Genomic DNA, 20,988 nt, shown 5'->3' on the forward strand with positions numbered 1-20,988 from the left:
GGGACGAGGAAGAGGTCGTGGAGCGGGCGAACAACACGCCCTATGGCCTCGCCTCCTATGTCCAGTCGGGCTCCATCGAGAAGGCCCGCAAGGTCTCGGCGCGGATGCGCGCCGGCACGGTCTACATCAACTATCCCGCCTGGGACGCCGGTGCGCCCTTCGGCGGCTACAAGCAGTCGGGCAACGGCCGCGAATATGCCGATTTCGGCCTCGCGGAGTTCCTGGAGATCAAGGGCACGGTCGGCTACGGCGCGGCCTGAGACACGAGGGGGCGGCCCGCAAGGCCGCCCCTTTCGTCTTCAGTAGAGATTGGTCGTGTAGGCGGCCTCGAGCCGCTTGTCGGTCGCACCCGCATCGACGCCGGCAATCTGGTCGGCCAGGACCACGCCCAGCGTCGGGAAAGCGTCCCGGCCCACCTTCTTCTCGGGATTCCAGAGGTCGGCGCGCAGGATCGACCGGCCGCAATGGAAGTAGACCTGGTCGATGGTGATCTCCATGGCGGAGCTCGGCACGATCGTGCCCTTGATGGCCATGGACTGCAGCACCGCGGGATCGGTGACGATCCGCGCCCGGCCGTTGACGCGCAGCGTCTCGTTGAGGCCGGGGACGAAGAACAGCAGGCCAACCTCGGGACGCGCCAGCACGTTCTGCAGCGTGTCGAGGATGTTGTTGCCGCGCCGGTCGGGCAGCATCAGCGTGTTGTCGTCGACGACATGGACGAAGCCCGGCGCATCGCCGCGCGGCGAGCAGTCCGTGCCGGTCTCGCTGGTGCTGGCGATGGTCAGGAAGGGCGACAGCGCGATGAAGCGGCGGCAATGGGCATCCAGCCTGTCCCGGATCTTGCGGGCCGCAGTCTCGCCCGGCTCGCCATAGAGGTCGCGCAGGGTGCCGGTATCGGCGATGACGGGGGAAGGCTCGCTCATGGCTGTCTCCTCGGATCGCGCCTCGCGGCGCCGCAGAGTGCGGGCAGACAACAGCCAATCGCCGCAAAGCGCCAGTGGGGGTTGCGCAGGGCGCCCCTTCGCGTCGCTGCAGGATCGCGAAAGCATGCCGCGGGAACCCGTCATCGGTTCGGGATCCGCAAGGCTTGCCGGCTCACGGTTTCGCGACCATTGATCACGGATGTGCGATTGTGCACGGATGCAATATTAAGACGGCATTCATCATTGCATTTTCTCAAGTTCGTGATTGGCAAGTGATCGGGCGAAGGTCCATCTGTCTCCCTGTCGACGGCGGACACCTCCCGCCGACACCAACCTTCCGCAGGCGACGCGTGTCCCGATATGCCGCCCGCACCTCAACCGATCAGGAGATCATCATGAACTTCCGCACCCTGGCTCTCGCCGCCCTCGCCATCGCTCCCCTCGCCACCGGCGCCCTCGCCCAGGAGGCTGGTTCGCCCTTCGCTGGCTCGCCGGAGCGTGACATCGTCAACACCGCCTCGCCCCGCGAGTTCACCGCCCCGCGCGTGACCTATCGTTCGGCCAACCGCGCCGAGCAGGTCGATGCGACCCGCGCCTATGACCGCGCCAACGTTCCGGAGTCCTTCTCCTCCGCTGGCCAGTAATCGCGGGCTCAACGCCTGACATGGAAAAGCCGGGGCTCGCGCCCCGGCTTTTTCGTGCGTCGACCGACATGGTCGCAGGGCGGCAGAATCCCCGGGCGGCCGAAGAGGATCTGCGCCGGGACAGTCAGGCGAAGGGGTGACGGGGAAGAATGGTACAGCCGCCCCGGCTCGAACGGGGGACCTCCAGAGCCACAATCTGGCGCTCTAACCAACTGAGCTACGGCTGCACGGCCCGGAGGGGCAAGCCCTGCGAGCGGCGCGCAACCTAGTCCGAAGGGTTCGGCAATGCAAGGCGCGCGCGACGCATTTTCGGAAGGCCCGGAGAAAATCGCAAAGCCTTGAACGGCCAAGCGGATTCACCGCCTCACATGAAAAGGCCCGGGCCGAAGCCCGGGCTCAAGGTTCTGGCCGCGGCTGCAAGGACGCGGCCCGGGGAGAACAGGGCCTCCTCGCGAACGAGGAGGCGAATGGCTCAGGCCGTGGCGGTCTTGAGGACCTTGCCGACCTTCTCCTTGACCGGCTCGATGGTCTCGGTGGCGGTCTTCTGGGCGAGGGCGGTGAGATCCTTGCCCTGGGTCTGCATGGTCTCAAAGGCCTTGCGGACGAAGGCGGTCTGCAGCTCGATCACCTCGGCGAGCGACTTGGCGCCCATGAGGTCGCGGGCATGGTCGAAGCTCGCGTTCATGTTGGTGCGGGCGGCCTCGAGGCTCTTCAGGTGGAAGTCCTTCATGCCGGCGGAGGCGGTGACGTAGGTGTCCTCGACGAGGTCCGTGGTCTCCTCGGCGGCGGCCTTCATCTTGGCGTAGCCGTCCTTCATCTGCGCCACCGCCTTGTCGGCGGCCTCACGCATGGCGGCCGGGACCTCCATCTTGGAGAGGTCGAAGGCAGCGCCGTCGAACTTCGGCATTTCAAACTTGGGCATCTCGAACTTCGTCATGTCGAAGGTCGGGAAGGGGAAGACCTGGGCGGCGGTGGCCGGCTTCTCGGTCTTGGGGGCTTTGGCAGCCTGGCTCATGGTGGGCAATCCTCGCGGGGAGCCTTGGCTTTGTAGCCACCGGTCCACTTCCCCGCAGGAGCCGGGCCGGCGCCGGGAGGCAGCGGCGCCGCCATCCCAATGCCGGTTCCTTTAGCAAAAACTGTTGTGCGTTGCAACAAACTATTGCATCGCACAATTCATCAGACCGGTTCCGAGGAATCCGGCCGGCTGCGCTTGGCGGCCTGGCCCAGTTCGCGGGCCTGCTCCTCCATGGTCTTCAGCTGGTCTTTCAGGAATTGCTGCTGGATCTCCATGACCTCGGCCATGTCGCGCGCCTGGACGAGGCGCTGGGCATGTTCGAAGCTCGCGGCCACATTGGTCTCGGCGAAGGAAATCGCCTTGCGGCCGACTTCCTGGGCATTGGCCTGCACCGTCCCGGCGGATGTCTCCATGGCCGAGACCGTGCGTTGCGCTGCGCCGACAAAGCCGTCGAAGGCCTTGCGCGCCTGTTCGACGCTCTTTTCGGCGAACTCCCGCATTTCCTGCGGGATCTCATAGCCGCCAGGGGCCTTGCCGCTCATGCAAACCTCCCGAATCGCTCACGGTCGCCTGCCGCAGGGGCATCCTAAGCCCCGGTCGGCGGCGGACGAAAGCCTCCGGAAGGACTACGCACGAGGCGGGCTTGTGGATGCAATGGAACTTGCGGCCGTGGCGGCGCCCTGCTCGGCCAGCTGAGCCCTGAGCAAGGCGAGCTCCGCCATGACCGCGTCGAGCCGCTGGGCCATGTCGGCGGGCGGACCGGCGGACGTGGCACCGCTGGTCTCGGCGGCATCGGTGTCGAGCGCCGTCACCACCACGCCGATGAAGAGGTTGAGCGCCATGAAGGCGGAGACCACCATGAACAGGATGATGACGAACCAGCCGAAGGTGAATCCCTTCTCGGTGAGCGGCTTGACGATGCCGTTCGACCAGTCGTCGAAGGTCATGGCCTGGAAGAGGGTATAGGCCGAGGCCCCGAGCGAGCCGAACTGGTCGGGCAGGGCCTCGCCATAGAGCTTCGTCACCACCACGGCGAAGACGTAGAAGATGATGCCGAGCAGCAGGCCGATCGAGCCCATGCCGGGCATGGCGGCGATGAGGCCGCCGACCACGCGCCGCAGCGAGGGAATGGAGGTGATCAGCCGGAGGACCCGCAGGACGCGGAGCGCGCGCAGCACCGACAGGCTATCGGTGGCCGGTATCAGCGCGATGGCGACGACGAAGAGGTCGAACAGGCTCCAGGGGTCGCGGAAGAAGGCGCCGCGGCGCACCGCGATGCGGGCCACGAGCTCGGCCACGAAGATGGCAAGGATCACGGTATCGATGGCGACCAGCGTCGATCCGAACTGGCTCATCGCCGTGGGGCTGGTCTCCAGGCCCAGGGTGACGGCGTTGATGATGATCAACGCGATGATGAAGCGCTCGAAGCGCGGGTTTTCGATGAGGCGGCGCAACGTGTCGATCATGACGCGGCGAGGGGCTCGGAGGTTCTGGAGGGGACGCAGGTGACCGGCTACCACGGACCCCTTGACTGCCGCCACGGAACAGATGTCACAGGTCATCACGCGTCGCGGGCAGGGTTAACCCTAATCGGCGGTTGACGCTCGGTGAGCCCGGTCGCGCCGTGGACCTTTCGGCTCTGTTCCGACACAATCCATCAACACATCCTTCACCAATGGGTCGCGCCCGTCGCGCCGGCCCATCGTCCTGTCCACGGGATCGACCGCATGACGTCTTCGTTCCCCAGCCTGTCCACGATCCTGTCGGAGCCGGAGGTCGCGCGCCTCGTGGCCGAGCCGGGTCCGTGGTGGCTGTGGACGGCGGATGCCTCCCGCCTGGTGGCGGCCAACACGACAGGCGCCCGCGCCATGGGGGCGACCGGCGTCGGCCCGGCGCTTGAGCGCGCCTATTCGACCAGCCACGCCTTTGCCGGCCAGGTGGCCCGGCTCGCCCCGACCCTGCCGGCCGATGGCACGCCCCGCCACGAGCGGCTGCGCATTGCCGGCCGCTTCGGGTCGGAGAGCGTCACGGCGGAGGCCTTCCGGCTCCGCGCCGGGGATGTCGGCCTTCTCGCGGTCCGCATTCCCGCGCTTCGCCGCGGCACGCCGCGCGAGGCGGTGCTCGGCTTCGTCGCCGACCTGCGCGTTCCCGCCCTCGCCTTCGAGGCGGACGGCACCCCGCTGGCCTCGAGCGATGCCTCCCACCCCCTCGCCGGCGCGGCGCTGCGCGACCTCGTCGGCCCCGCCCATGAACCGCTGACGGCGCAGCTCGCAGCCGACGGCCGGGCCGTGGTCCATCTCGTCAATGGCCCCATGGCCATCATCGCGGTGCCCGGCACCGGCCTGCTGCTGGCGCTGCCTGCAGCGAATGTCGCCGACGAGGCGCCGACGGGCCTCCGGCTCGTTGCCGGAGCGCCGGAGGCACCGGCGCAGGAGCCCGCCCCGTCCGCAGAAGCGCCGGTGGTGGAAGAGACGGTGGTGGAAGAGCCCGCCGCACCGCAGCCGGTCGTCGCCGAGACTGAAGCCACCGAGCCGGTCGCCGAAGAGCCCGTGATCGAGGCTCCGGCCCTGCAGGAAGCCCCGGCGGTCGCCGCGGAGCCCGCGACCCTGGCCGAGCCGCCCGCCGCCGATACGATCGTCGACGAACCGGCCGTCGTGGCCGAGACCATCGCCAGCGCCGAGCCTGCGCCCACCGACGCGGTCGTGGCCGATGTGCCTTCCACCGATGACAATGTCGCCACGGCCGCCGCCACGGAGGAGCCGGAGGAGGACGCCTCGCTCGCGCCGCCGCAGCGCTTCGCCTGGAAGATGGACGGCGAGACCCGCTTCCACGGGATTTCCCCGGACGAGGTCGCCGGTCCCGCCGGGCTGACGCTCGACGAAGCCGTGGCCCGCTTCGGCATGGACCCCGATGGCGCCCTCAGCCGCGCCGTGACCGCGCGCCGCCCCTTCAGCGGTGTGCCCGCTCTCTGGCCGCTCGGCCAGGGACGCCGCCGGCTTGCTGTGACGCTCGCGGCCTTCCCGGCCCTGCGCGACGGCAGCTTCCAGGGCTATGCCGGCTTCGGCCTGGTGGTCGAGGAAGCCGCGCCCGCCCCCCGCCCTGAGACAGAGGTCGCCGAGGCCATCGAAGCGGCCGAGCAGACCACCAGTGATGAGGCTGCGATTGCGGCCCCGGTGGTGACCGAGACTCTTGCCGATGCGCCGATGCCGGAGACTCCGGCCATCGCCGAGACGGCGCTAGAGGCGACGCCCGAGGCAGCGGTTGCGGAGACCGAAACCGCAGACGAGACGCTCGACGCCGAAGCCGCGGACCAAGAGACCCCGTCTGCCGAGGTCCCGACGCCCACGGCCGATCTGGCGACCGCGCCCGATGAGCTGGTGGCGGAAGCCGAGCACGATGCCGTCGCGACCGAGGTGACGGAGGAGCCCTCCGACACGCTCGATACGGCCACCGACACTCCCGCTCCCGACGCGCCGGCCCCCGATGCCACCGACGCCGCTGAGGCCGAGCCGCGTTCAGCCGGCGATGTCCGGCCGATGCTGACCGTCGTCACGACGCCGCCCAATGTCGTTGCCCTGCGCAGCACGGTCGGCCAGGACCCGAAGCGGCCCGGCCTGTCGCCCGGCGAGCGCAATGCCTTCCGCGAGATCGCGCGGGCCCTGGGCGTGCGCACCGAGGACGGCGCCACGGAGACCGGCACCCCTGCTCCGGCGCCGCTGCCGCCGCCGGCCGAACAGGCGCGCGAGCCGGTGGCCGAGCCCGCTGCCGATCTGCCGCAGGCGGACGAGGCCCAGGCTTCGTCCACGGACACGCCCCCGGCCGATGCACCGGAAGCGCCCTCCTCCGAGACGCCGCCTGCCGAGATCGCCGGCGCACCGTCCGTGTCTCCGGTGGAGCCGGAAACGCCCGTCCCGGCGCCGCGTGAGCCGGCCTTCGTCGCCTCCGGCACGCCGCATGGTCCGCTGCCCAGCGCCTTCGCCGCCGCCGGCCTCGACGCCTTGCCCGATGCCGTGGCGCTGCTCGACAAGGTACCGGCCGGCCTCGTGGTCCATCGCGGCAACGCCGTTCTCTTCGCCAACCGCACCCTGCTCGACTGGATCGGCTTTGCCTCCGCCGCCGAGCTGGAGGAGGCCGGCGGCGTGGCGCGGCTCTTCGCCGGCGGTCCTGACGACCATGCCGGCGCCGTGGCGCTGACCACCCGCACCGGCGATGCCGTGCCGGTCGACGCGCATCTCTCCCGCGTGGCCTGGGCCGGCGAGGCCGCCTTCCTCTTCACGCTTACCCGCCGCGCCGTCGAGGCCGCAGCAGAGCACGAGTCGTCCACCCTCACCGAGTTGCGTGGCCGCCTCGACGAGGTCGAGCAGATCCTCGACACGGCCACCGACGGCATCGTCATCGTCAATGCCGACGCCTCCATCGAGAGCATGAACCGCTCCGCCGAGGCGCTGTTCGGCTACGAGGCCGCCGAGGTGAAGGGCCGGCCCATCACCGCCCTCTTCGCGCCCGAGAGCCACCGCTCGGCGCTCGACTATTGCGACGGGCTGCTCTCGAACGGCGTCGCCAGCGTGCTCAACGACGGCCGGCAGGTCATCGGCCGGGTGAAGCAGGGCGGCCTCATCCCGCTCTACATGACCATGGGCCGCACGGGACCTGCCGCGAAGCCGAAGCTCGCCGCCGTCTTCCGCGACATGACGCATTGGAAGAAGGCCGAGGAGGACCTCATCGCCGCCAAGCGCCAGGCCGAGCAGGCCTCGTCGCAGAAGTCGGACTTCCTCGCCAAGATCAGCCATGAGATCCGCACGCCGCTGAACGCCATCATCGGCTTCTCCGAGGTGATGATGGAGGAGCGGTTCGGCCCCATGGGCAATGAGCGCTACCGCGACTACCTCAAGGACATCCACGCCTCCGGCGGCCATGTCCTGTCGCTGATCAACGACCTGCTCGACCTCTCCAAGATCGAGGCCGGCAAGCTGGAGCTCGCCTTCACCAGCGTCGACCTGAACGACATGATCCAGTCGAGCGTGGCGATCATGCAGCCCCAGGCGAACCGCGAGCGCGTCATCATCCGCTCCTCGCTGCAGCCGCGCCTGCCGAACGTCGTCGCCGATTCCCGCTCGCTGCGGCAGATCGTGCTGAACCTGCTGTCCAACGCGGTGAAGTTCACGCCCGCCGGCGGCCAGATCATCGTCTCGACCGGCCTGTCCGACCTCGGCGAGGCGGTGCTGAGGGTCCGCGACACCGGCATCGGCATGACCGAGACCGAGCTGAAGGCCGCCATGGAGCCGTTCCGCCAGGTGCTCACCGCCAATCCGCGCGGCAACAAGGGCACCGGCCTCGGCCTGCCGCTGACCAAGGCGCTGGTGGAGGCGAACCGCGCCTCCTTCGCCATCTCCTCGACCCCGAACCAGGGGACGCTGGTTGAGGTGGTCTTCCCGCCGACGCGGGTGCTGGCGGAATAGTTCAGTCGGGAGAAACGATCTCCAGATTGGGGAAGTAGGCCCGATACCTGCGAGCGTCGCGGGTCAGCAGCGGCCAGCCTCTCGCAGCAGCGTGCGCGCCGATGAAGAAATCCGGCAACACGCCGGTGCGCGATCCGCCAGAGCGACGATAAACTTGGAAGACCTTGCCCGCCCGGAAAAGGGCCTCGCGCGGGATCGGATCGACGGTCAACTGGGCGGCGGCGAGGACGGCCTCGAAGAGCTCGATAGCCGAATAGCCCGCAGACACCTCCGCATAGACGACGTCATTGATGAAAACGGGACCGGACCGGGCGGCGGTTTCGAGTTTCGTCTGCGACCACTCCGCCCACACCGGATCGTTCGTGACAAGATCGATGAGAACATTGGAGTCGACGAGCATCATTCGTCAGGGCCCCCGCGCAGGAGGGCCATGATCTCATCGGTCGACATGCCGAGGTCGGCGCTACCGCGGATCTTCGCAAATCGGCTCGACCCGGCCGATCCGGACGTGTCGCCGGCCTTGGTCAAGACGATGCGACCGTCGGATGCGGGCGTGAACTCGACCTTGCTGCCGGGGACGATGCCGAGCGCGTCGCGAACCCGCTTGGGGATCGTCACCTGGCCCTTCTGCGTCACGGTCGTCGCCATGGCGAAGCTCCAGTCATACCTGTCCTGGCCGAAGTATTACCATGCCGGTGCTCGTCCTGCCACGCGCCCCCGCAGGCCAGCGTGCCGCGAGCCTTGAATCCCCCTGCGCCTCATGCGAGGAAGCCCGCCTTCGGCGCGGCAGACGGCCGCCCCTGCTTTGGGATTCCACCACCATGGCGACCTTCAAGCCGCTCGTCTTCTCCGGCATGCAGCCGTCCGGCGACCTGCACCTCGGCAATTATCTCGGCGCGCTGGTGAACTGGGTCGCCATGCAGGAGACCCACGACTGCATCTATTGCGTCGTCGACCTGCACGCGATCACCGTCTGGCAGGATCCGAAGGCGCTGCAGAAGGCCATTCGCGAGGTCACTGCCGCCTATATCGCCGCCGGCATCGACCCCAAGCGTTCCATCCTGTTCAACCAGAGCCAGGTGCACGAGCACGCCGAGCTGGCCTGGGTGTTCAACTGCATCGCGCGCATGGGCTGGATGAACCGCATGACGCAGTTCAAGGAGAAGGCCGGCAAGGACAAGGAGAACGCCTCGCTTGGGCTCTTCGCCTATCCGAGCCTGATGGCCGCCGACATCCTCGCCTATCGCGCCACCCATGTGCCGGTCGGCGACGACCAGAAGCAGCATCTGGAGCTGACGCGCGACATCGCCATCAAGTTCAACAACGACTATGCCGAGCGCATCGCCGAGCTCGGCCATGGCGACGCCTTCTTCCCCGTCACCGAGCCGGTGATCATGGGACCTGCGACGCGCGTCATGAGCCTGCGCGACGGCACCAAGAAGATGTCGAAGTCGGACCCCTCCGACTATTCGCGCATCGCGCTCACCGACGATGCCGACACTATCGCCCAGAAGGTCCGCAAGGCCCGCACCGACCCGGAGGCACTGCCGAGCGAGGAGGCGGGCCTGAAGGGCCGGGCCGAGGCCGACAACCTCGTCGGCATCTTCGCGGCGCTCGCCGGCCGCACCAAGGCGGACGTGCTGGCGGAGTTCGGCGGCGGCCAGTTCTCCACCTTCAAGACGGCGCTCGCCGACCTGTCAGTGGCCAAGCTCTCGCCGATCACCGCCGAGATGAAGCGCCTCGTCGCCGACCCGGCCGAGATCGACCGCATCCTTGCCCATGGCGCGGCCCGGGCGCGGGCGATCGCGCGGCCGGTGATGGACCAGGTCAAGGACATCGTCGGCTTCGTGCGCGGCTGAGGCCGCGGCGTAGGTCGTCGTCCCTCGCCTGCCTGACAGGCAGTTGACTCTTTCCGCTCGCCTTCCGAGTGTGACGACGGATTTTCTCCGGCGGACCTTCCGCCGGGGCCAGACGGAGCCAGTCCCATGACCCATCTCGCCCGCGGCGCCCTCGGCGCCGCCCTTCTCGCGTTCGGCGCCGGCGCCGCCGGGGCCCAGCAGCTCGCTCCCTCGCCGACCCTCGATGCGATCCGCGCCCGCGGCCATGTCGAGTGCGGCGTGCATCTCGGCCTGCCCGGCTTCTCCTTCGCCAATGACAAGGGCGAGTGGACCGGCCTCGACGTCGACTTCTGCCGTGCCGTGGCCGCCGCCGTCCTCGGCGATGCCAACAAGGTCCGCTATACGCCGACCTCCGTGCAGCAGCGCTGGCCGGTGCTGCAGTCGGGCCAAGTGGACCTGCTGTCGCGCAACACCACCATCACCTTCTCGCGCAATGTCACGCTCGGCGTGAACTTCCAGGGCATCAACTTCTACGAGGGCCAGACCTTCATCGTGCGCACCGCCTCGGGCGCCAAGAAGCCGGCCGACCTCGAGAACGCCTCGATCTGCGTCGCTGCCGGCTCGACCGAGGAGCGCACCGCCGCCGACTTCTTCCGCGAGCGGAACATCAAGGTCACCATCATCAACTTCCAGAAGAACGACGACGCCATCGCCGCCTATGACGCCGGCCGTTGCGACAGCTACACCGCGGGCATCGGCGCTCTCGCCGGCCAGCGCATCAAGCTGAAGACGCCGGGCGAGCACTTCATCATGACCGAGACCATCTCCAACGACCCACAGGGTCCGGTCACCCGCTGGGGCGACGAGCGCTGGCAGGCCGTGGTGCGCTGGGTGCTCAACGGCATGATCGCCGCCGAATATCTCGGCGTCACCTCGAAGAACGTCGATGACATGCGCGCCAATTCGAAGAGCGCCGAGATCCGCCGCCTGCTCGGCGCGGATGGCGGCTTCGGCGCCATGCTCGGCCTGTCGAACGACTGGATGTTCAACGCCATCAAGCAGGTCGGCAATTACGGCGAGAGCTACGAGCGCACCGTCGGCAAGGGCTCGCCGCTCGGCCTCGAGCGCGGCCAGAACCAGCTCTGGACCCGCGGCGGCATCCTCTTCACCTCGCCGTTCCAGTGATCTGACGCGGATGCTGTCGCATCCCGGCGCCTGACACCCGGCCTCCCGCACCCCGCGGGAGGCCTTTGTCCTTCCCCACCCGGCGAGCCCCGTGACCCGCTATTTCTACGACAAGCGCGTGCGTGAGATCTTCTGGCAGGTGGCCCTGCTGGCGGGGCTTGCCGCGGCCATCGTGCTCATCGTCCGCAATGCCTCGCAGAACATGCTCAATGCCGGCATGGCCACCGGCTTCGACTTCCTGTGGCGCACCTCCGGCATCAACGTGCCCTTCGTGCTGACCAGCTACACGCCGGATTCCAACATCCTCGCTTTGCTCTGGGTGGGCGTCACCAACACCCTCGTCATCACGCTCTTCTCGGTCATCGCCGCGACGCTGCTCGGCTTCGTGATCGGCATCGCCCGGCTCTCCCCGAACAAGCTGCTCTCGGGCCTTGCCGGCGCCTTCATCGAGTTCGTCCGCAACATCCCGCTGCTGTTCTTCGTGCTGTTCTGGTACTTCGGCGTGATCGCCGCCCTGCCGGGCCCGCGCCAGTCCATCAGCCTGTTTTCGGTCGCCTTCCTCAACAATCGCGGCCTCATCGTGCCGGTGGCGACCGACGGTTCCGCCTTCCGCATCGCCGCGCTGATCGTCGTCCTCGCCCTCATCGCGCAGCTCGTCATCGCCATCTGGGCGAAGCGCCGGCGCGATGCGACGGGCGCCATCTTCCCGGTCTGGGCGACCGGCCTCGCCCTGCTCGTCGCCGTGCCGGTCATCGCCTTCGGCATCGCCGCGATGGCGAGCTCCTGGGACGTCCCCGCGCTGCGCGGCTTCAATTTCCGCGGCGGCTTCGTGCTGGTGCCGGAATTCGTCGCGCTGTTCGCCGCGCTCACCACCTACACCGCCGGATTCATCGCCGAGATCGTCCGCGGCGGCATCCTGTCGGTGGTGAAGGGCCAATGGGAGGCGGCCTATGCGCTCGGTCTTCGGCCGAACCGCGCGCTGAACCTCGTCGTCATCCCGCAGGCCATGCGGGTGATGATCCCCCCGCTCACCAGCCAGTATCTCAACGTGCTGAAGAACTCGTCCTTCGGCGCCGCCATCGCCTTTCCCGAACTCGTCTCGGTCTTCGTCGGCTCGGCACTGACCAATACCGGACAGGCGATCGAGATCATCGCCATCACCCTGGCCATCTACCTCGTCATCGGTCTTGCGGTGTCGGGCTTCATGAACTGGTACAACGCCAAAACGAAGCTGGTGACGCGATGACCGCCGCCGCCGTCCGACCCGCCCGCCCCTCGCTGCTGCGCCGGCTGCGCAGCGACTATTTCGCGACGCCCATCAATGCGCTCATCTCGCTCGCCTGCATCGCGGCCATCATCGCCATCGCCTGGCCCCTCCTGCGCTGGGCGGTGATCAACGCCAATTTCTCCGGCACCAGCCGCGCCGATTGCACGGCGGGCGGCGCCTGCTGGGTGTTCATCAAGGCCCGGTTCGGCCAGTTCATGTATGGCTTCTACCCGCCGGCTGAGCGCTGGCGGGTGGACCTTGCCGCACTGCTGCTGATCGGCACGGTGGCGCTGTCCTTCTGGCGCGGCCTGCCGCGGCGCGCACTCACCGTTCCGGCGCTCTGGGCCGTGCTGCTCGTCGTCGATGCCTGGCTGCTCGCCGGCGGCCTCGGCCTGCCGCGGGTCGAGACGCGCCAGTGGGGTGGGCTGATGCTCACCGTCTTCCTGTCGGTCTATGCCGGCGTCCTCGCCGTGCCGCTCGGCATCCTGCTGGCGCTCGGCCGCCAGTCGGAGCTCCCCGTCATCCGGCTGGTCGCGACGATCTTCATCGAGTTCTGGCGCGGCGTGCCGATCATCACGGTGATCTTCCTCGCCTCGCTGCTGCTGCCGCTGGTCATGCCGGCGGGCTGGGACATCGACCGCCTGGTGCGCGCGCTCGTCGGCCTTGCCTTCGTCATCGCCGCCTACATGGCGGAGGCCGTGCGCGGCGGCCTGCAGGCGATCCCGAAGGGCCAGGGCGAGGCGGCGGCCGCGAGCGGCCTCGGCTACTGGCAGACCACCGGCCTCATCATCCTGCCGCAGGCGCTGCGCATCTCCATGCCGGCCATGACCAACGAGTTCATCGCGCTGGTGAAGAACACCTCGCTGGTCTCCATCGTCTCGATCTTCGACCTGCTCGGCATCGCCCAGGCCTCGCTCGCCGACCCCAACTGGGTCGGCATGAACATGGAGGCCTATGCCTTCTCGGGCGCGGTCTACTGGCTGATCTGCTTCGGCCTGTCGCGCTGGTCGCGGCATCTCGAGACGTCGCGCAAGACGACGCACTGAGCACAACCGAGCCCTGCCGGCGCGTCCTTGCCGGCCCGGGCCGGCGCGGCTAGGTCTTGCCTCCGCATCAGGAGGACCTCGCCATGACCGCCCCCACTCCGACGGCCACCGGCCCGCTCTCCGACATCAAGGTCGTCGAGCTCGGCTCCTTCATCGCCGGGCCCTATTGCGGCCAGCTCCTCGCCGACATGGGCGCCGACCTCGTCAAGTTCGAGGACCCCGGCAAGGGCGACCCGATGCGCCAGTGGGGCTTCGCCAAGAAGGACGGCGCCTCGGTCTGGTGGCCGGTCATCGGTCGCAACAAGATGAGCGTCACCGTCGACCTGCGGACGCCGCAGGGCCAGGAGATCCTGCGCCGGCTCCTGAAGGACGCCGACGTGCTCCTGGAGAACTTCCGGCCGGGCACGCTGGAGAAATGGGGCCTCACCGTCGAGGCGCTGCACCAGATGAATCCGAAGCTCATCATCGCCCGCGTCTCCGGCTACGGCCAGTACGGCCCCTATGCCGAGAAGGCGGGCTTTGCCGCCGTTGCCGAGGCCATGGCGGGGATGCGCACCATCAACGGCTATCCCGACCGGCTGCCGACCCGCACGGGCCTGTCCATCGGCGACACGCTCGCCGGCATCTACACCGCCTTCGGCATCGTCTCGGCGCTGCACCAGCGCGGCCGCGACGGCAAGGGCCAGGTCATCGATGTCGGCCTGACCGACGCCATCCTCGCCTCGATCGAGGGGATCGTCGCGGAATATTCGGTGACGGGCCACGTGCGCGGCCGCACCGGCCTGACCTCGCCGGGATTTGCGCCCTCCAACATCTATCCGACGCTCGATGGCCACCACATCGTCATCGGCGCCAATGCCGACACGATCTGCAAGCGGCTCTTCGCCGTGATGGGCATGGAGTTCCTGGGGCAGGACCCGCGCTTCGCAACCCACTCGGCCCGCGGCCAGCCTGACAACCAGGCGGAGATCGACCGCATCATCGCCGACTGGACGCGCACCAAGCCGCGTGACGAGCTGCTGAAGCTGCTCGACGGCGCGGCAGTGCCGGCCGGCGGCGTCAACGATGCGGCGGCGGTTGCCGCCGACCCGCATTTCCGCGCCCGCGACATGGTGGTGGAGGTCGAGACGGCCGAGTTCGGGCGGATGCTCATGCAGGGCGTCGTGCCGAAGCTCGCCCGCACCCCCGGCGCCATCCGCTGGCCCGGCGCAAGGCTGGGGGAACATACGGAGGCGGTGTTGAAGGCGGCGGGGTTCTCGGCGGAGGAGATCGCGACGTTGCGCGATGGCGGGGTGCTCTGAAGGAGCCTCAGCCTTGCCCCTCACCCTTCCCTCTCCCCGCAAGCGGGGAGAGGGGGACTACGACCTCCCGCCTCGCTTTTTACCCCCGGCGCCAGGCACAACCGTTGCCGGAAAAGACGTGACGCTGTTGCACCCTCTCCCCGCTTGCGGGGAGAGGGAAGGGTGAGGGGCAAGCTATTTGGTCAATCGCGACTCAATATGTCCCGGCATTCACCCCGAATTGACTTCCCCCATCGCCCCGCGTGAGATCGGCCCATGAGCACCGATCTCGACGCCCTGTTCATGGCCCGCACCATCGCCCTGTCGCGCGAGCATATGCGCGCCGGCCATGGCGGACCCTTCGGGGCCGTGGTCGTGCTGGACGGCAAGGTCGTTTCCGAGGGCTGGAACCAGGTCACCTCCACCAATGACCCGACGGCCCATGCCGAGGTCGTCGCCATCCGCCGCGCCTGCACCGCCCTCAACCGCTTCGACCTGCGCGGCGCGACGCTCTACACCAGCTGCGAGCCCTGCCCGATGTGCCTGTGCTCGGCGCTCTGGGCCCGCGTTGACCGCATCGTCTATGCCAATACCCGCGACGATGCCGCCGCCATCGGCTTCGATGACGCGCCCTTCTATGCCGAGATGGTGCGCGCCCCCGCCGTGACCATGGCGCGGATGGACCACGCCCCTTCCGACGAGGCCTGGGAGGTGTTCCGCGAATGGGCGGCCAAACCCGACAAGGTCGAATACTGATGGCGCCGCTGCTGGAGGCCCGCGGCATCGTCAAGCGCTTCGGCGCCTTCACCGCCAACGACAAGGTCGATCTCGTCATCGCGGAGGCGGAGAGCCACGCGCTGCTCGGCGAGAACGGCGCGGGGAAGTCGACGCTGGTGAAGATGCTCTACGGGCTGCTCCAGCCCAGTGCTGGCACCATCGCCTGGCAGGGCGCGCCGGTGACCATCGACAGCCCGGCGAGCGCCCGCAGGCTGGGCATCGGCATGGTGTTCCAGCATTTCTCGCTGTTCGAGGCGCTGACCGTCGCGGAGAACGTGGCGCTGTCGCTGCCGGCGGGCATGCCCATGGCGCGGATCGAGACGGAGGTCGCCGACCTCTCAAGGGCCTATGGCCTGCCGCTGGAGCCGCGCCGCGAGGTCTGGCGGCTGTCGGTGGGCGAGCGCCAGCGGATCGAGATCGTCCGCGCCCTCCTGCAGAACCCGAAGCTTCTGATCCTCGACGAGCCGACCTCGGTCCTCACACCCCAGGAGGCCGACCAGCTCTTTGCGACCCTCGACCGGCTGAAGGCGGAGGGGCGCAGCCTCCTCTACATCTCCCACAAGCTGGAGGAGGTGCGTCGGCTCTGCGAGCGCGCGACGATCCTGCGCCTCGGCAAGGTGGTGGCGAGCCTCGACCCGCGCACCGAGAGCGCCAGCGGCCTTGCCCGCCTCATGGTGGGCATGGAGGTGAAGCAGCTGCGCGCCGTGAGCCACGCCACCGGCGAGGACCGGCTCGTGGTGCGCGGCCTGTCGCTGCCCGCCGCCGACAGCCACGGCACGACGCTGAAGGACATCGCGCTGGCGGCGCGGGCCGGCGAGATCGTCGGCATCGCGGGGATCGCCGGCAACGGCCAGGACGAGCTCTTCGCCGCCCTGTCCGGCGAGCGGACGACGGCGGCAGAGGCCGTTACCATCGACGGCAAGGCCGTGGGCGCCCTCGGCATCACCGCGCGCCGCAAGCTCGGCGCCGCCTTCGTGCCGGAGGAGCGGCTCGGCCATGGCGCAGCGCCGCGCCTGCCGCTCAGCGAGAACGCGCTGCTCTCCGGCCATGCCACCAATGGCTTCGTGCGCGCCGGCCTCGTTGACACCAAGGCGCTGGCCGACTGGGTGAAGCGGGTCGTCGCGACCTTCGACGTGCGCACTGCGCGTCCCGATCCCGAGGCGCGGGCGCTGTCAGGCGGGAACCTGCAGAAATTCGTCGTCGGACGGGAGCTGCTGCGCGAGCCGCGCCTGCTCATCGTCGCGCAGCCGACCTGGGGCGTCGATGCGGCGGCGGCGGCGACCATCCGCCAGGCGCTGGTGGATCTCGCGGCGCGCGGCGCTTCCGTTGTGGTCATCAGCCAGGACCTCGACGAGCTGTTCGAACTGGCGGACCGTCTCGCCGTGATCTCCGAGGGGCGGCTCAGCGCAGCGCGGCCGACAGCCGAGCTCGACCGCGAGACGGTCGGGCTGATGATGGGCGGCATCCATGGGGCCGCCGCATGAAGCTCATCCTCGAACGCCGTGACGACCGGCCGGCCTGGCTCGCGCTCGCCTCGCCGCTGGCCGCCGTGGTGCTGACGCTGGTCGCGGGCGCGCTCCTGTTCATCACCATCGGCAAGAACCCGGTGGCGGCGCTCAAGGTGTTCTTCCTCGATCCGCTCTCAGACGGCTGGGCGCTGCAGGAGCTCGGCGTCAAGGCGACGCCGCTCATCCTCATCGCGGTCGGCCTCACCCTCTGCTACCGCGCCAATGTCTGGAACATCGGCGCCGAGGGCCAGCTGGTCATGGGCGCCATCTTCGGCTCATGGCTGGCGCTCGCCACCCATGGCGCGCCGGACGGGCGCTGGGTCCTCGTCGCCATGCTGGCGCTCGGCGCCCTCGGCGGCATGGTGTGGGCGCTGATCCCGGCCCTGCTCAAGGCCCGGCTCGGGGTCAACGAGATCCTGTCCAGCCTGATGCTGGTCTATGTGGCCGAACTGACCCTCGACTATCTGGTGCGCGGCCGCTGGCGCGACCCCAAGGGCTTCAACTTCCCGCAATCGGTCAATTTCGAGCCGGAAGCGACCATGCCGCTGCTCTTCGAGGCCGGCCGGCTGCATATCGGCTTCCTCATCGCCGTGATCGTCGCGCTGGTGGCGGCGCTGATCCTCGGGCGCACCCTCAAGGGCTTCGAGATCCGGCTTGCGGGCGAGGCGCCGCGCGCTGCCCGCTTCGCCGGCTTCGACGACAAGCGCACCGTGCTCTTCGTCTTCGCCGTGTCGGGCGCGCTCGCCGGCCTTGCCGGGATCATCGAGGTGGCCGGCCCCATCGGCCAGCTCCAGCCGTCGATCTCGCCGGGCTATGGCTTCACCGCCATCATCGTCGCCTTCCTCGGAAGGCTGAACCCGATCGGCGCGCTCGTTGCCGCGCTGTTCCTGGCCCTGACCTTCATCGGCGGCGAGAATGCCCAGATCGCCCTGCGCATCCCGCTCGACGTGACGCGGGTCTTCCAGGGCCTGCTGCTGTTCTTCGTGCTGGGCTGCGACACGTTCCTGCTCTACCGGCTGCGCCTCGTCTCCTCCGCGAGGGCCGCCTGATGGGCATCGTCGAGGCGATCCTTCTCACCATCATCACTGCGGCGACGCCGCTCGCCATCGCGGCCCTTGGCGAGCTCGTCGTCGAGCGCTCGGGCGTCCTCAATCTCGGCGTCGAGGGCATGATGATCATCGGCGCGGCCACAGGCTTCGCCGCCGCGATCGTCACCGGCTCGACCCTTCTCGGCTTCCTCGCCGGCATGGCGGCGGGGATGCTGCTCGCCGCGGTCTTCGCCGCCCTGGCGCTGGGACTTGCCGCCAACCACGTGGCGACGGGGCTCGCCCTCACCATCCTCGGCATCGGCCTCTCCGGCCTGATCGGCCGCGACTTCGTCGGCGCCCGCCGCGAGCCGCTGGCCAAGATCGTCATCCCCGGCCTCTCCGACCTGCCGGTGGTCGGCAAGGTGCTCTTTGCACAGGACCCGATCGTGTATTTCTCGGTGGTGCTCGCCATCGGCGTCTGGTGGTTCCTGAGGAAGAGCCGCCGCGGCCTCGTGCTGCGGGCGGTCGGCGAGAGCCACGCCTCCGCCCATGCGCTCGGCTATCCTGTTCTGCGGATCCGCTTCCTCGCCGTCCTGTTCGGCGGCGCCTGCTCCGGCATGGCCGGGGCCTATCTCTCGCTCGCCTATACGCCGTTCTGGTCGCCGGGCATGACGGCGGGGCGCGGCTGGATCGCGCTTGCCATCGTCGTCTTCGCCAGCTGGCTGCCGCTGCGCGCCATGATCGGTGCCTATCTCTTCGGCGGTGTCACGGTCTTGCAGCTCCACGCCCAGGCACGCGGCTGGGGTATTCCCAGCCAGGCCATGTCGGCGCTGCCCTACCTTGCCACCATTCTCGTCCTCGTCGTCATCAGCCTGAGGCGCCGCGGCGAGTCGCAGGGACCGGCTTCCCTGGGGACGCCTTTCGTGCCCGACCGTTGATGCAGCGTCACTGACGCTGGAGAAGGCCGTTTTTCGAGCCCAATGATTCCAGACACTTGCGCCGGGCCAGCAACGGTTCCGCGCATCGGCTGCGAGGCACGCGTGTCGGGCGGTCGCATTGACTTGTCTGGGGGCACTCCTTACGCCTTGAGGTCAATAAGCCGGCTTGGCGACGCTTCCGAAAGGAGGCGCCGACCCTGGATCAAGAAGCATCGGAGGAGCCCCATGGCTCTGCGCATCTCGGGGAAGAATCTCGACATCGGCGAGGCCCTGCGCGAGCGGATCGCCGGCCGCGTCGGGGACGCCGCCCAGCGCTACATCGACGGGCGGGTCAATGGCCACGTGACGGTCGAGAAGGAGGCCCACGGCTTCCGCACGGTCGCGGCCCTGCATCTTCCCACCGGCATGTCGCTGCAGGCCGAGGCCTTCGCCGCCGATCCCTATGCCGCCTGCGATCTCGGCGTGGAACGCATCGAGAAGCGCCTGCGCCGCTATGCCCGCCGCCTCAAGGACCGTGCCGGCCACCAGGCCGCGCCGGCCGGGGTCGAGATGCCCTATGTGGTCATCGAGACGCCGAAGGAAGCCGTGCATGACGAGGCCGAAAGCGCCTTCGAGCCGGTCATCATTGCCGAGCAGACCACCTCGCTGCGCCGCATGACCGTGGCCGAGGCCGTCCTCGAACTCGACCTCACCGGCGCTTCCGCGCTGGTCTTCCTCCATGCGGTGCATGGGCGCGTGAACGTGGTGTACCGACGCTCGGACGGCCATGTGGGCTGGATCGATCCGCCGGCCACCGCCAACGGGGCCGCCTGACCCGCAACCGCGGTCGTCATGGCACCGTCATTGCATAGCGAGTAGTGCGTTTCCCGTAGAATCGCACCGCCCCCCTCGGAGAAGGCAGACAATGCCGCTTCCAGACATCATCGCCGATGGCGCGATCATCCCCTCGCTCCGCGCCGAGTCGAAGACCCATCTGCTCAAGGAACTGGCGGCACGGGCCGCGGCCCTCACCGGCCGGGCCGCCGACGAGATCTTCACCACCCTGTCCGAGCGCGAGAATCTCGGCTCGACCGGCGCGGGCGGCGGCATCGCCATCCCCCATGGCAAGCTGCCGAAGCTGCCGCGGGTCTTCGGGCTCTTCGCCCGGCTGGAGAAGCCGGTGGATTTCGATTCGATCGACGGCCAGCCGGTGGACCTGGTCTTCACCCTGCTCGCGCCCGAGGGCGCCGGCGCCGACCACCTGAAGGCGCTCTCGCGCATCGCCCGGCTCACCCGCGATCCCGCCAATGTGCAGAAGCTGCGCGCCGCCCGCGACGAAGCGACGCTGCGCGTGCTGCTCGCCCAGTCCCCGGCCACCCACGCGGCCTGAACGGCACCCTGTCGCGATCTGCCGCGACACGTCTGCGTGAAAGCGCCTTGGCCCGGCGGACCGGGCGGCCTAAACTCCTGGATGACTGGGAAGCGGCGCAGCCCCGGAGTGAGCGTGTCCGACCGAATCGCCTTCGACGATTGCCTGCAGCTGGTGCTGAAGCTCGACGCCATGGTTCCGGCGCCGGCGCAGCCCAAGCGGCTGGACGCCCTGTTCCGCGACCTGTCGCGGTTCAAGCCGCAGCAGCCCGCCTATGAGCTGCAGGACCTCATCTGGGCGGTGTGGACCAACCACGAGGACGAGTTCGCCGACCAGGCGATGGAGCAGGCCATCAACGCCATCGCGCTGAAGGACTACGACGTCGCCCAGCTGGTGCTGGACGCGCTCGTCGACGCCCGCCCCGAATGGTCCGAGGCCTGGAACAAGCGCGCGACGCTGCATTTTATCCGCGGCGACGACGCCTATGCCGTCCGCGACGTCATGGAGACGCTGAAGCGCGAGCCGCGCCATTTCGGCGCCCTGTCCGGCTTCGCGCAGATCTGCCTGAAGCATGGCCGCGAGGCCGAGGCCCTGGTGGCCTTCGAGGCGGCGCTCGCCATCAACCCGCACCTGGAGGGCGTCGCCGCCCTCGTCGCCGAGATGCACGCCAAGGGCGGACGCGTCCTGCACTGAGACGGCTGCCGCCGCGGCCCGCGGCGCGCTAGACCGGCT

General features: G+C 69.0%; 21 protein-coding genes and 1 tRNA gene. 15 read left to right on the plus strand and 7 right to left on the minus strand.

The genetic code is table 11. The features are described 5' to 3' along the window. Positions 1–260 (plus strand): aldehyde dehydrogenase family protein (locus tag C8P69_RS20195; RefSeq protein WP_146167391.1); only part of this gene is annotated, 260 nt, incomplete at its 5' end. A 39-nt stretch (positions 261–299) separates the two neighbouring features. Here C8P69_RS20195 and C8P69_RS20200 read toward each other — a convergent pair. Continuing rightward, positions 300–923 (minus strand): pyridoxamine 5'-phosphate oxidase family protein, encoded by a 624-nt coding sequence (locus tag C8P69_RS20200; protein WP_108179265.1) that lies wholly within the window; start codon positions 921–923, stop codon positions 300–302. A 395-nt stretch (positions 924–1,318) separates the two neighbouring features. Here C8P69_RS20200 and C8P69_RS20205 point away from each other — a divergent pair, with 395 nt between their 5' ends. Then, positions 1,319–1,567: a hypothetical protein gene (locus tag C8P69_RS20205; RefSeq protein ID WP_108179266.1), complete on the plus strand. Its 249-nt coding sequence runs from the start codon at positions 1,319–1,321 to the stop codon at positions 1,565–1,567. Positions 1,568–1,717: 150 nt separating this feature from the next. Here the strand turns inward: C8P69_RS20205 and C8P69_RS20210 are convergent. The 4 genes from C8P69_RS20210 to C8P69_RS20225 form a co-directional block, all read right to left on the minus strand. After that, a tRNA-His gene (locus tag C8P69_RS20210) sits at positions 1,718–1,794 on the minus strand. A 245-nt stretch (positions 1,795–2,039) separates the two neighbouring features. After that, positions 2,040–2,582 carry a phasin gene (locus C8P69_RS20215; RefSeq protein WP_245902157.1) on the minus strand — a complete coding sequence of 181 codons (543 nt, stop codon included), beginning with the start codon at positions 2,580–2,582 and terminating at the stop codon, positions 2,040–2,042. Between the two features lie 161 nt (positions 2,583–2,743). Next, complete coding sequence (locus tag C8P69_RS20220; RefSeq protein WP_108179267.1) at positions 2,744–3,124, minus strand: phasin; 381 nt, start codon at positions 3,122–3,124, stop codon at positions 2,744–2,746. An 84-nt stretch (positions 3,125–3,208) separates the two neighbouring features. Continuing rightward, positions 3,209–4,048: an ion transporter gene (locus C8P69_RS20225; protein ID WP_342750213.1), complete on the minus strand. Its 840-nt coding sequence runs from the start codon at positions 4,046–4,048 to the stop codon at positions 3,209–3,211. Between the two features lie 261 nt (positions 4,049–4,309). Here C8P69_RS20225 and C8P69_RS20230 point away from each other — a divergent pair, with 261 nt between their 5' ends. Then, positions 4,310–8,041, plus strand: coding sequence for a PAS domain-containing sensor histidine kinase (locus tag C8P69_RS20230; protein WP_108179268.1), 3,732 nt, complete (start codon positions 4,310–4,312; stop codon positions 8,039–8,041). Position 8,042: 1 nt separating this feature from the next. Here C8P69_RS20230 and C8P69_RS20235 read toward each other — a convergent pair whose 3' ends face one another. Together C8P69_RS20235 and C8P69_RS20240 are read right to left on the minus strand one after the other, a co-directional pair. Further along, the gene (locus tag C8P69_RS20235) at positions 8,043–8,444 is read right to left on the minus strand and encodes a type II toxin-antitoxin system VapC family toxin (protein ID WP_108179269.1); all 402 of its coding nucleotides are present in this window, start codon (positions 8,442–8,444) and stop codon (positions 8,043–8,045) included. Continuing rightward, positions 8,441–8,689: an AbrB/MazE/SpoVT family DNA-binding domain-containing protein gene (locus C8P69_RS20240; RefSeq protein ID WP_108179270.1), complete on the minus strand. Its 249-nt coding sequence runs from the start codon at positions 8,687–8,689 to the stop codon at positions 8,441–8,443. Before C8P69_RS20240 ends, C8P69_RS20235 begins: the two co-directional genes overlap by 4 nt. 173 nt (positions 8,690–8,862) lie before the next feature. Between C8P69_RS20240 and trpS the strand changes: the two genes are divergently transcribed. The 12 genes from trpS to C8P69_RS20300 all read left to right on the plus strand — a co-directional run bounded on the left by trpS (position 8,863) and on the right by C8P69_RS20300 (position 20,949). Further along, positions 8,863–9,900, plus strand: coding sequence for a tryptophan--tRNA ligase (gene trpS / locus C8P69_RS20245; RefSeq protein ID WP_108179271.1), 1,038 nt, complete (start codon positions 8,863–8,865; stop codon positions 9,898–9,900). Positions 9,901–10,026: 126 nt separating this feature from the next. Continuing rightward, complete coding sequence (locus tag C8P69_RS20250) at positions 10,027–11,064, plus strand: amino acid ABC transporter substrate-binding protein (RefSeq protein WP_108179272.1); 1,038 nt, start codon at positions 10,027–10,029, stop codon at positions 11,062–11,064. 91 nt (positions 11,065–11,155) lie between these two features. Further along, positions 11,156–12,310 carry an amino acid ABC transporter permease gene (locus C8P69_RS20255; protein ID WP_108179273.1) on the plus strand — a complete coding sequence of 385 codons (1,155 nt, stop codon included), beginning with the start codon at positions 11,156–11,158 and terminating at the stop codon, positions 12,308–12,310. Further along, positions 12,307–13,377, plus strand: coding sequence for an amino acid ABC transporter permease (locus tag C8P69_RS20260; RefSeq protein ID WP_108179274.1), 1,071 nt, complete (start codon positions 12,307–12,309; stop codon positions 13,375–13,377). The genes C8P69_RS20255 and C8P69_RS20260 overlap by 4 nt, the downstream gene beginning before the upstream one ends. Positions 13,378–13,460: 83 nt before the next feature. After that, the gene (locus tag C8P69_RS20265) at positions 13,461–14,678 is read left to right on the plus strand and encodes a CaiB/BaiF CoA transferase family protein (protein ID WP_108179275.1); all 1,218 of its coding nucleotides are present in this window, start codon (positions 13,461–13,463) and stop codon (positions 14,676–14,678) included. 255 nt (positions 14,679–14,933) lie between these two features. Then, positions 14,934–15,413 (plus strand): nucleoside deaminase, encoded by a 480-nt coding sequence (locus tag C8P69_RS20270; RefSeq protein ID WP_108179276.1) that lies wholly within the window; start codon positions 14,934–14,936, stop codon positions 15,411–15,413. Further along, entirely contained in the window at positions 15,413–16,918 is a 1,506-nt protein-coding gene (locus C8P69_RS20275) for an ABC transporter ATP-binding protein (protein WP_245902158.1), read from the plus strand. Before C8P69_RS20270 ends, C8P69_RS20275 begins: the two co-directional genes overlap by 1 nt. After that, complete coding sequence (locus C8P69_RS20280) at positions 16,915–17,991, plus strand: ABC transporter permease (protein ID WP_108179278.1); 1,077 nt, start codon at positions 16,915–16,917, stop codon at positions 17,989–17,991. Before C8P69_RS20275 ends, C8P69_RS20280 begins: the two co-directional genes overlap by 4 nt. Continuing rightward, positions 17,991–18,908 (plus strand): ABC transporter permease, encoded by a 918-nt coding sequence (locus C8P69_RS20285; RefSeq protein WP_108179279.1) that lies wholly within the window; start codon positions 17,991–17,993, stop codon positions 18,906–18,908. Before C8P69_RS20280 ends, C8P69_RS20285 begins: the two co-directional genes overlap by 1 nt. A gap of 225 nt (positions 18,909–19,133) precedes the next feature. Then, on the plus strand, positions 19,134–19,721 hold the full coding sequence (gene hpf, locus C8P69_RS20290; RefSeq protein ID WP_108179280.1) for a ribosome hibernation-promoting factor, HPF/YfiA family: 588 nt from the start codon (positions 19,134–19,136) through the stop codon (positions 19,719–19,721). Positions 19,722–19,812: 91 nt separating this feature from the next. Further along, a complete protein-coding gene (locus C8P69_RS20295; protein WP_108179281.1) occupies positions 19,813–20,277 on the plus strand; it encodes a PTS sugar transporter subunit IIA in 465 nt (154 codons plus the stop codon). A gap of 114 nt (positions 20,278–20,391) precedes the next feature. Further along, positions 20,392–20,949 carry a tetratricopeptide repeat protein gene (locus tag C8P69_RS20300; protein ID WP_170118319.1) on the plus strand — a complete coding sequence of 186 codons (558 nt, stop codon included), beginning with the start codon at positions 20,392–20,394 and terminating at the stop codon, positions 20,947–20,949. Positions 20,950–20,988 lie beyond the last annotated feature (39 nt).

This window comes from Phreatobacter oligotrophus, from assembly GCF_003046185.1.
GTDB lineage: Bacteria > Pseudomonadota > Alphaproteobacteria > Rhizobiales > Phreatobacteraceae > Phreatobacter > Phreatobacter oligotrophus.

Excerpts from the sequence above, each read along its gene's own strand:
- C8P69_RS20200 (WP_108179265.1), bottom strand. The coding sequence starts at position 923 with ATGAGCGAGCCTTCCCCCGTCATCGCCGATACCGGCACCCTGCGCGAC.
- C8P69_RS20205 (WP_108179266.1), top strand. The coding sequence starts at position 1,319 with ATGAACTTCCGCACCCTGGCTCTCGCCGCCCTCGCCATCGCTCCCCTC.
- C8P69_RS20215 (WP_245902157.1), bottom strand. The coding sequence starts at position 2,582 with ATGAGCCAGGCTGCCAAAGCCCCCAAGACCGAGAAGCCGGCCACCGCC.
- C8P69_RS20220 (WP_108179267.1), bottom strand. The coding sequence starts at position 3,124 with ATGAGCGGCAAGGCCCCTGGCGGCTATGAGATCCCGCAGGAAATGCGG.
- C8P69_RS20225 (WP_342750213.1), bottom strand. The coding sequence starts at position 4,048 with ATGATCGACACGTTGCGCCGCCTCATCGAAAACCCGCGCTTCGAGCGC.
- C8P69_RS20230 (WP_108179268.1), top strand. The coding sequence starts at position 4,310 with ATGACGTCTTCGTTCCCCAGCCTGTCCACGATCCTGTCGGAGCCGGAG.
- C8P69_RS20235 (WP_108179269.1), bottom strand. The coding sequence starts at position 8,444 with ATGATGCTCGTCGACTCCAATGTTCTCATCGATCTTGTCACGAACGAT.
- C8P69_RS20240 (WP_108179270.1), bottom strand. The coding sequence starts at position 8,689 with ATGGCGACGACCGTGACGCAGAAGGGCCAGGTGACGATCCCCAAGCGG.
- trpS (WP_108179271.1), top strand. The coding sequence starts at position 8,863 with ATGGCGACCTTCAAGCCGCTCGTCTTCTCCGGCATGCAGCCGTCCGGC.
- C8P69_RS20250 (WP_108179272.1), top strand. The coding sequence starts at position 10,027 with ATGACCCATCTCGCCCGCGGCGCCCTCGGCGCCGCCCTTCTCGCGTTC.
- C8P69_RS20260 (WP_108179274.1), top strand. The coding sequence starts at position 12,307 with ATGACCGCCGCCGCCGTCCGACCCGCCCGCCCCTCGCTGCTGCGCCGG.
- C8P69_RS20265 (WP_108179275.1), top strand. The coding sequence starts at position 13,461 with ATGACCGCCCCCACTCCGACGGCCACCGGCCCGCTCTCCGACATCAAG.
- C8P69_RS20270 (WP_108179276.1), top strand. The coding sequence starts at position 14,934 with ATGAGCACCGATCTCGACGCCCTGTTCATGGCCCGCACCATCGCCCTG.
- C8P69_RS20275 (WP_245902158.1), top strand. The coding sequence starts at position 15,413 with ATGGCGCCGCTGCTGGAGGCCCGCGGCATCGTCAAGCGCTTCGGCGCC.
- C8P69_RS20280 (WP_108179278.1), top strand. The coding sequence starts at position 16,915 with ATGAAGCTCATCCTCGAACGCCGTGACGACCGGCCGGCCTGGCTCGCG.
- C8P69_RS20285 (WP_108179279.1), top strand. The coding sequence starts at position 17,991 with ATGGGCATCGTCGAGGCGATCCTTCTCACCATCATCACTGCGGCGACG.
- hpf (WP_108179280.1), top strand. The coding sequence starts at position 19,134 with ATGGCTCTGCGCATCTCGGGGAAGAATCTCGACATCGGCGAGGCCCTG.
- C8P69_RS20295 (WP_108179281.1), top strand. The coding sequence starts at position 19,813 with ATGCCGCTTCCAGACATCATCGCCGATGGCGCGATCATCCCCTCGCTC.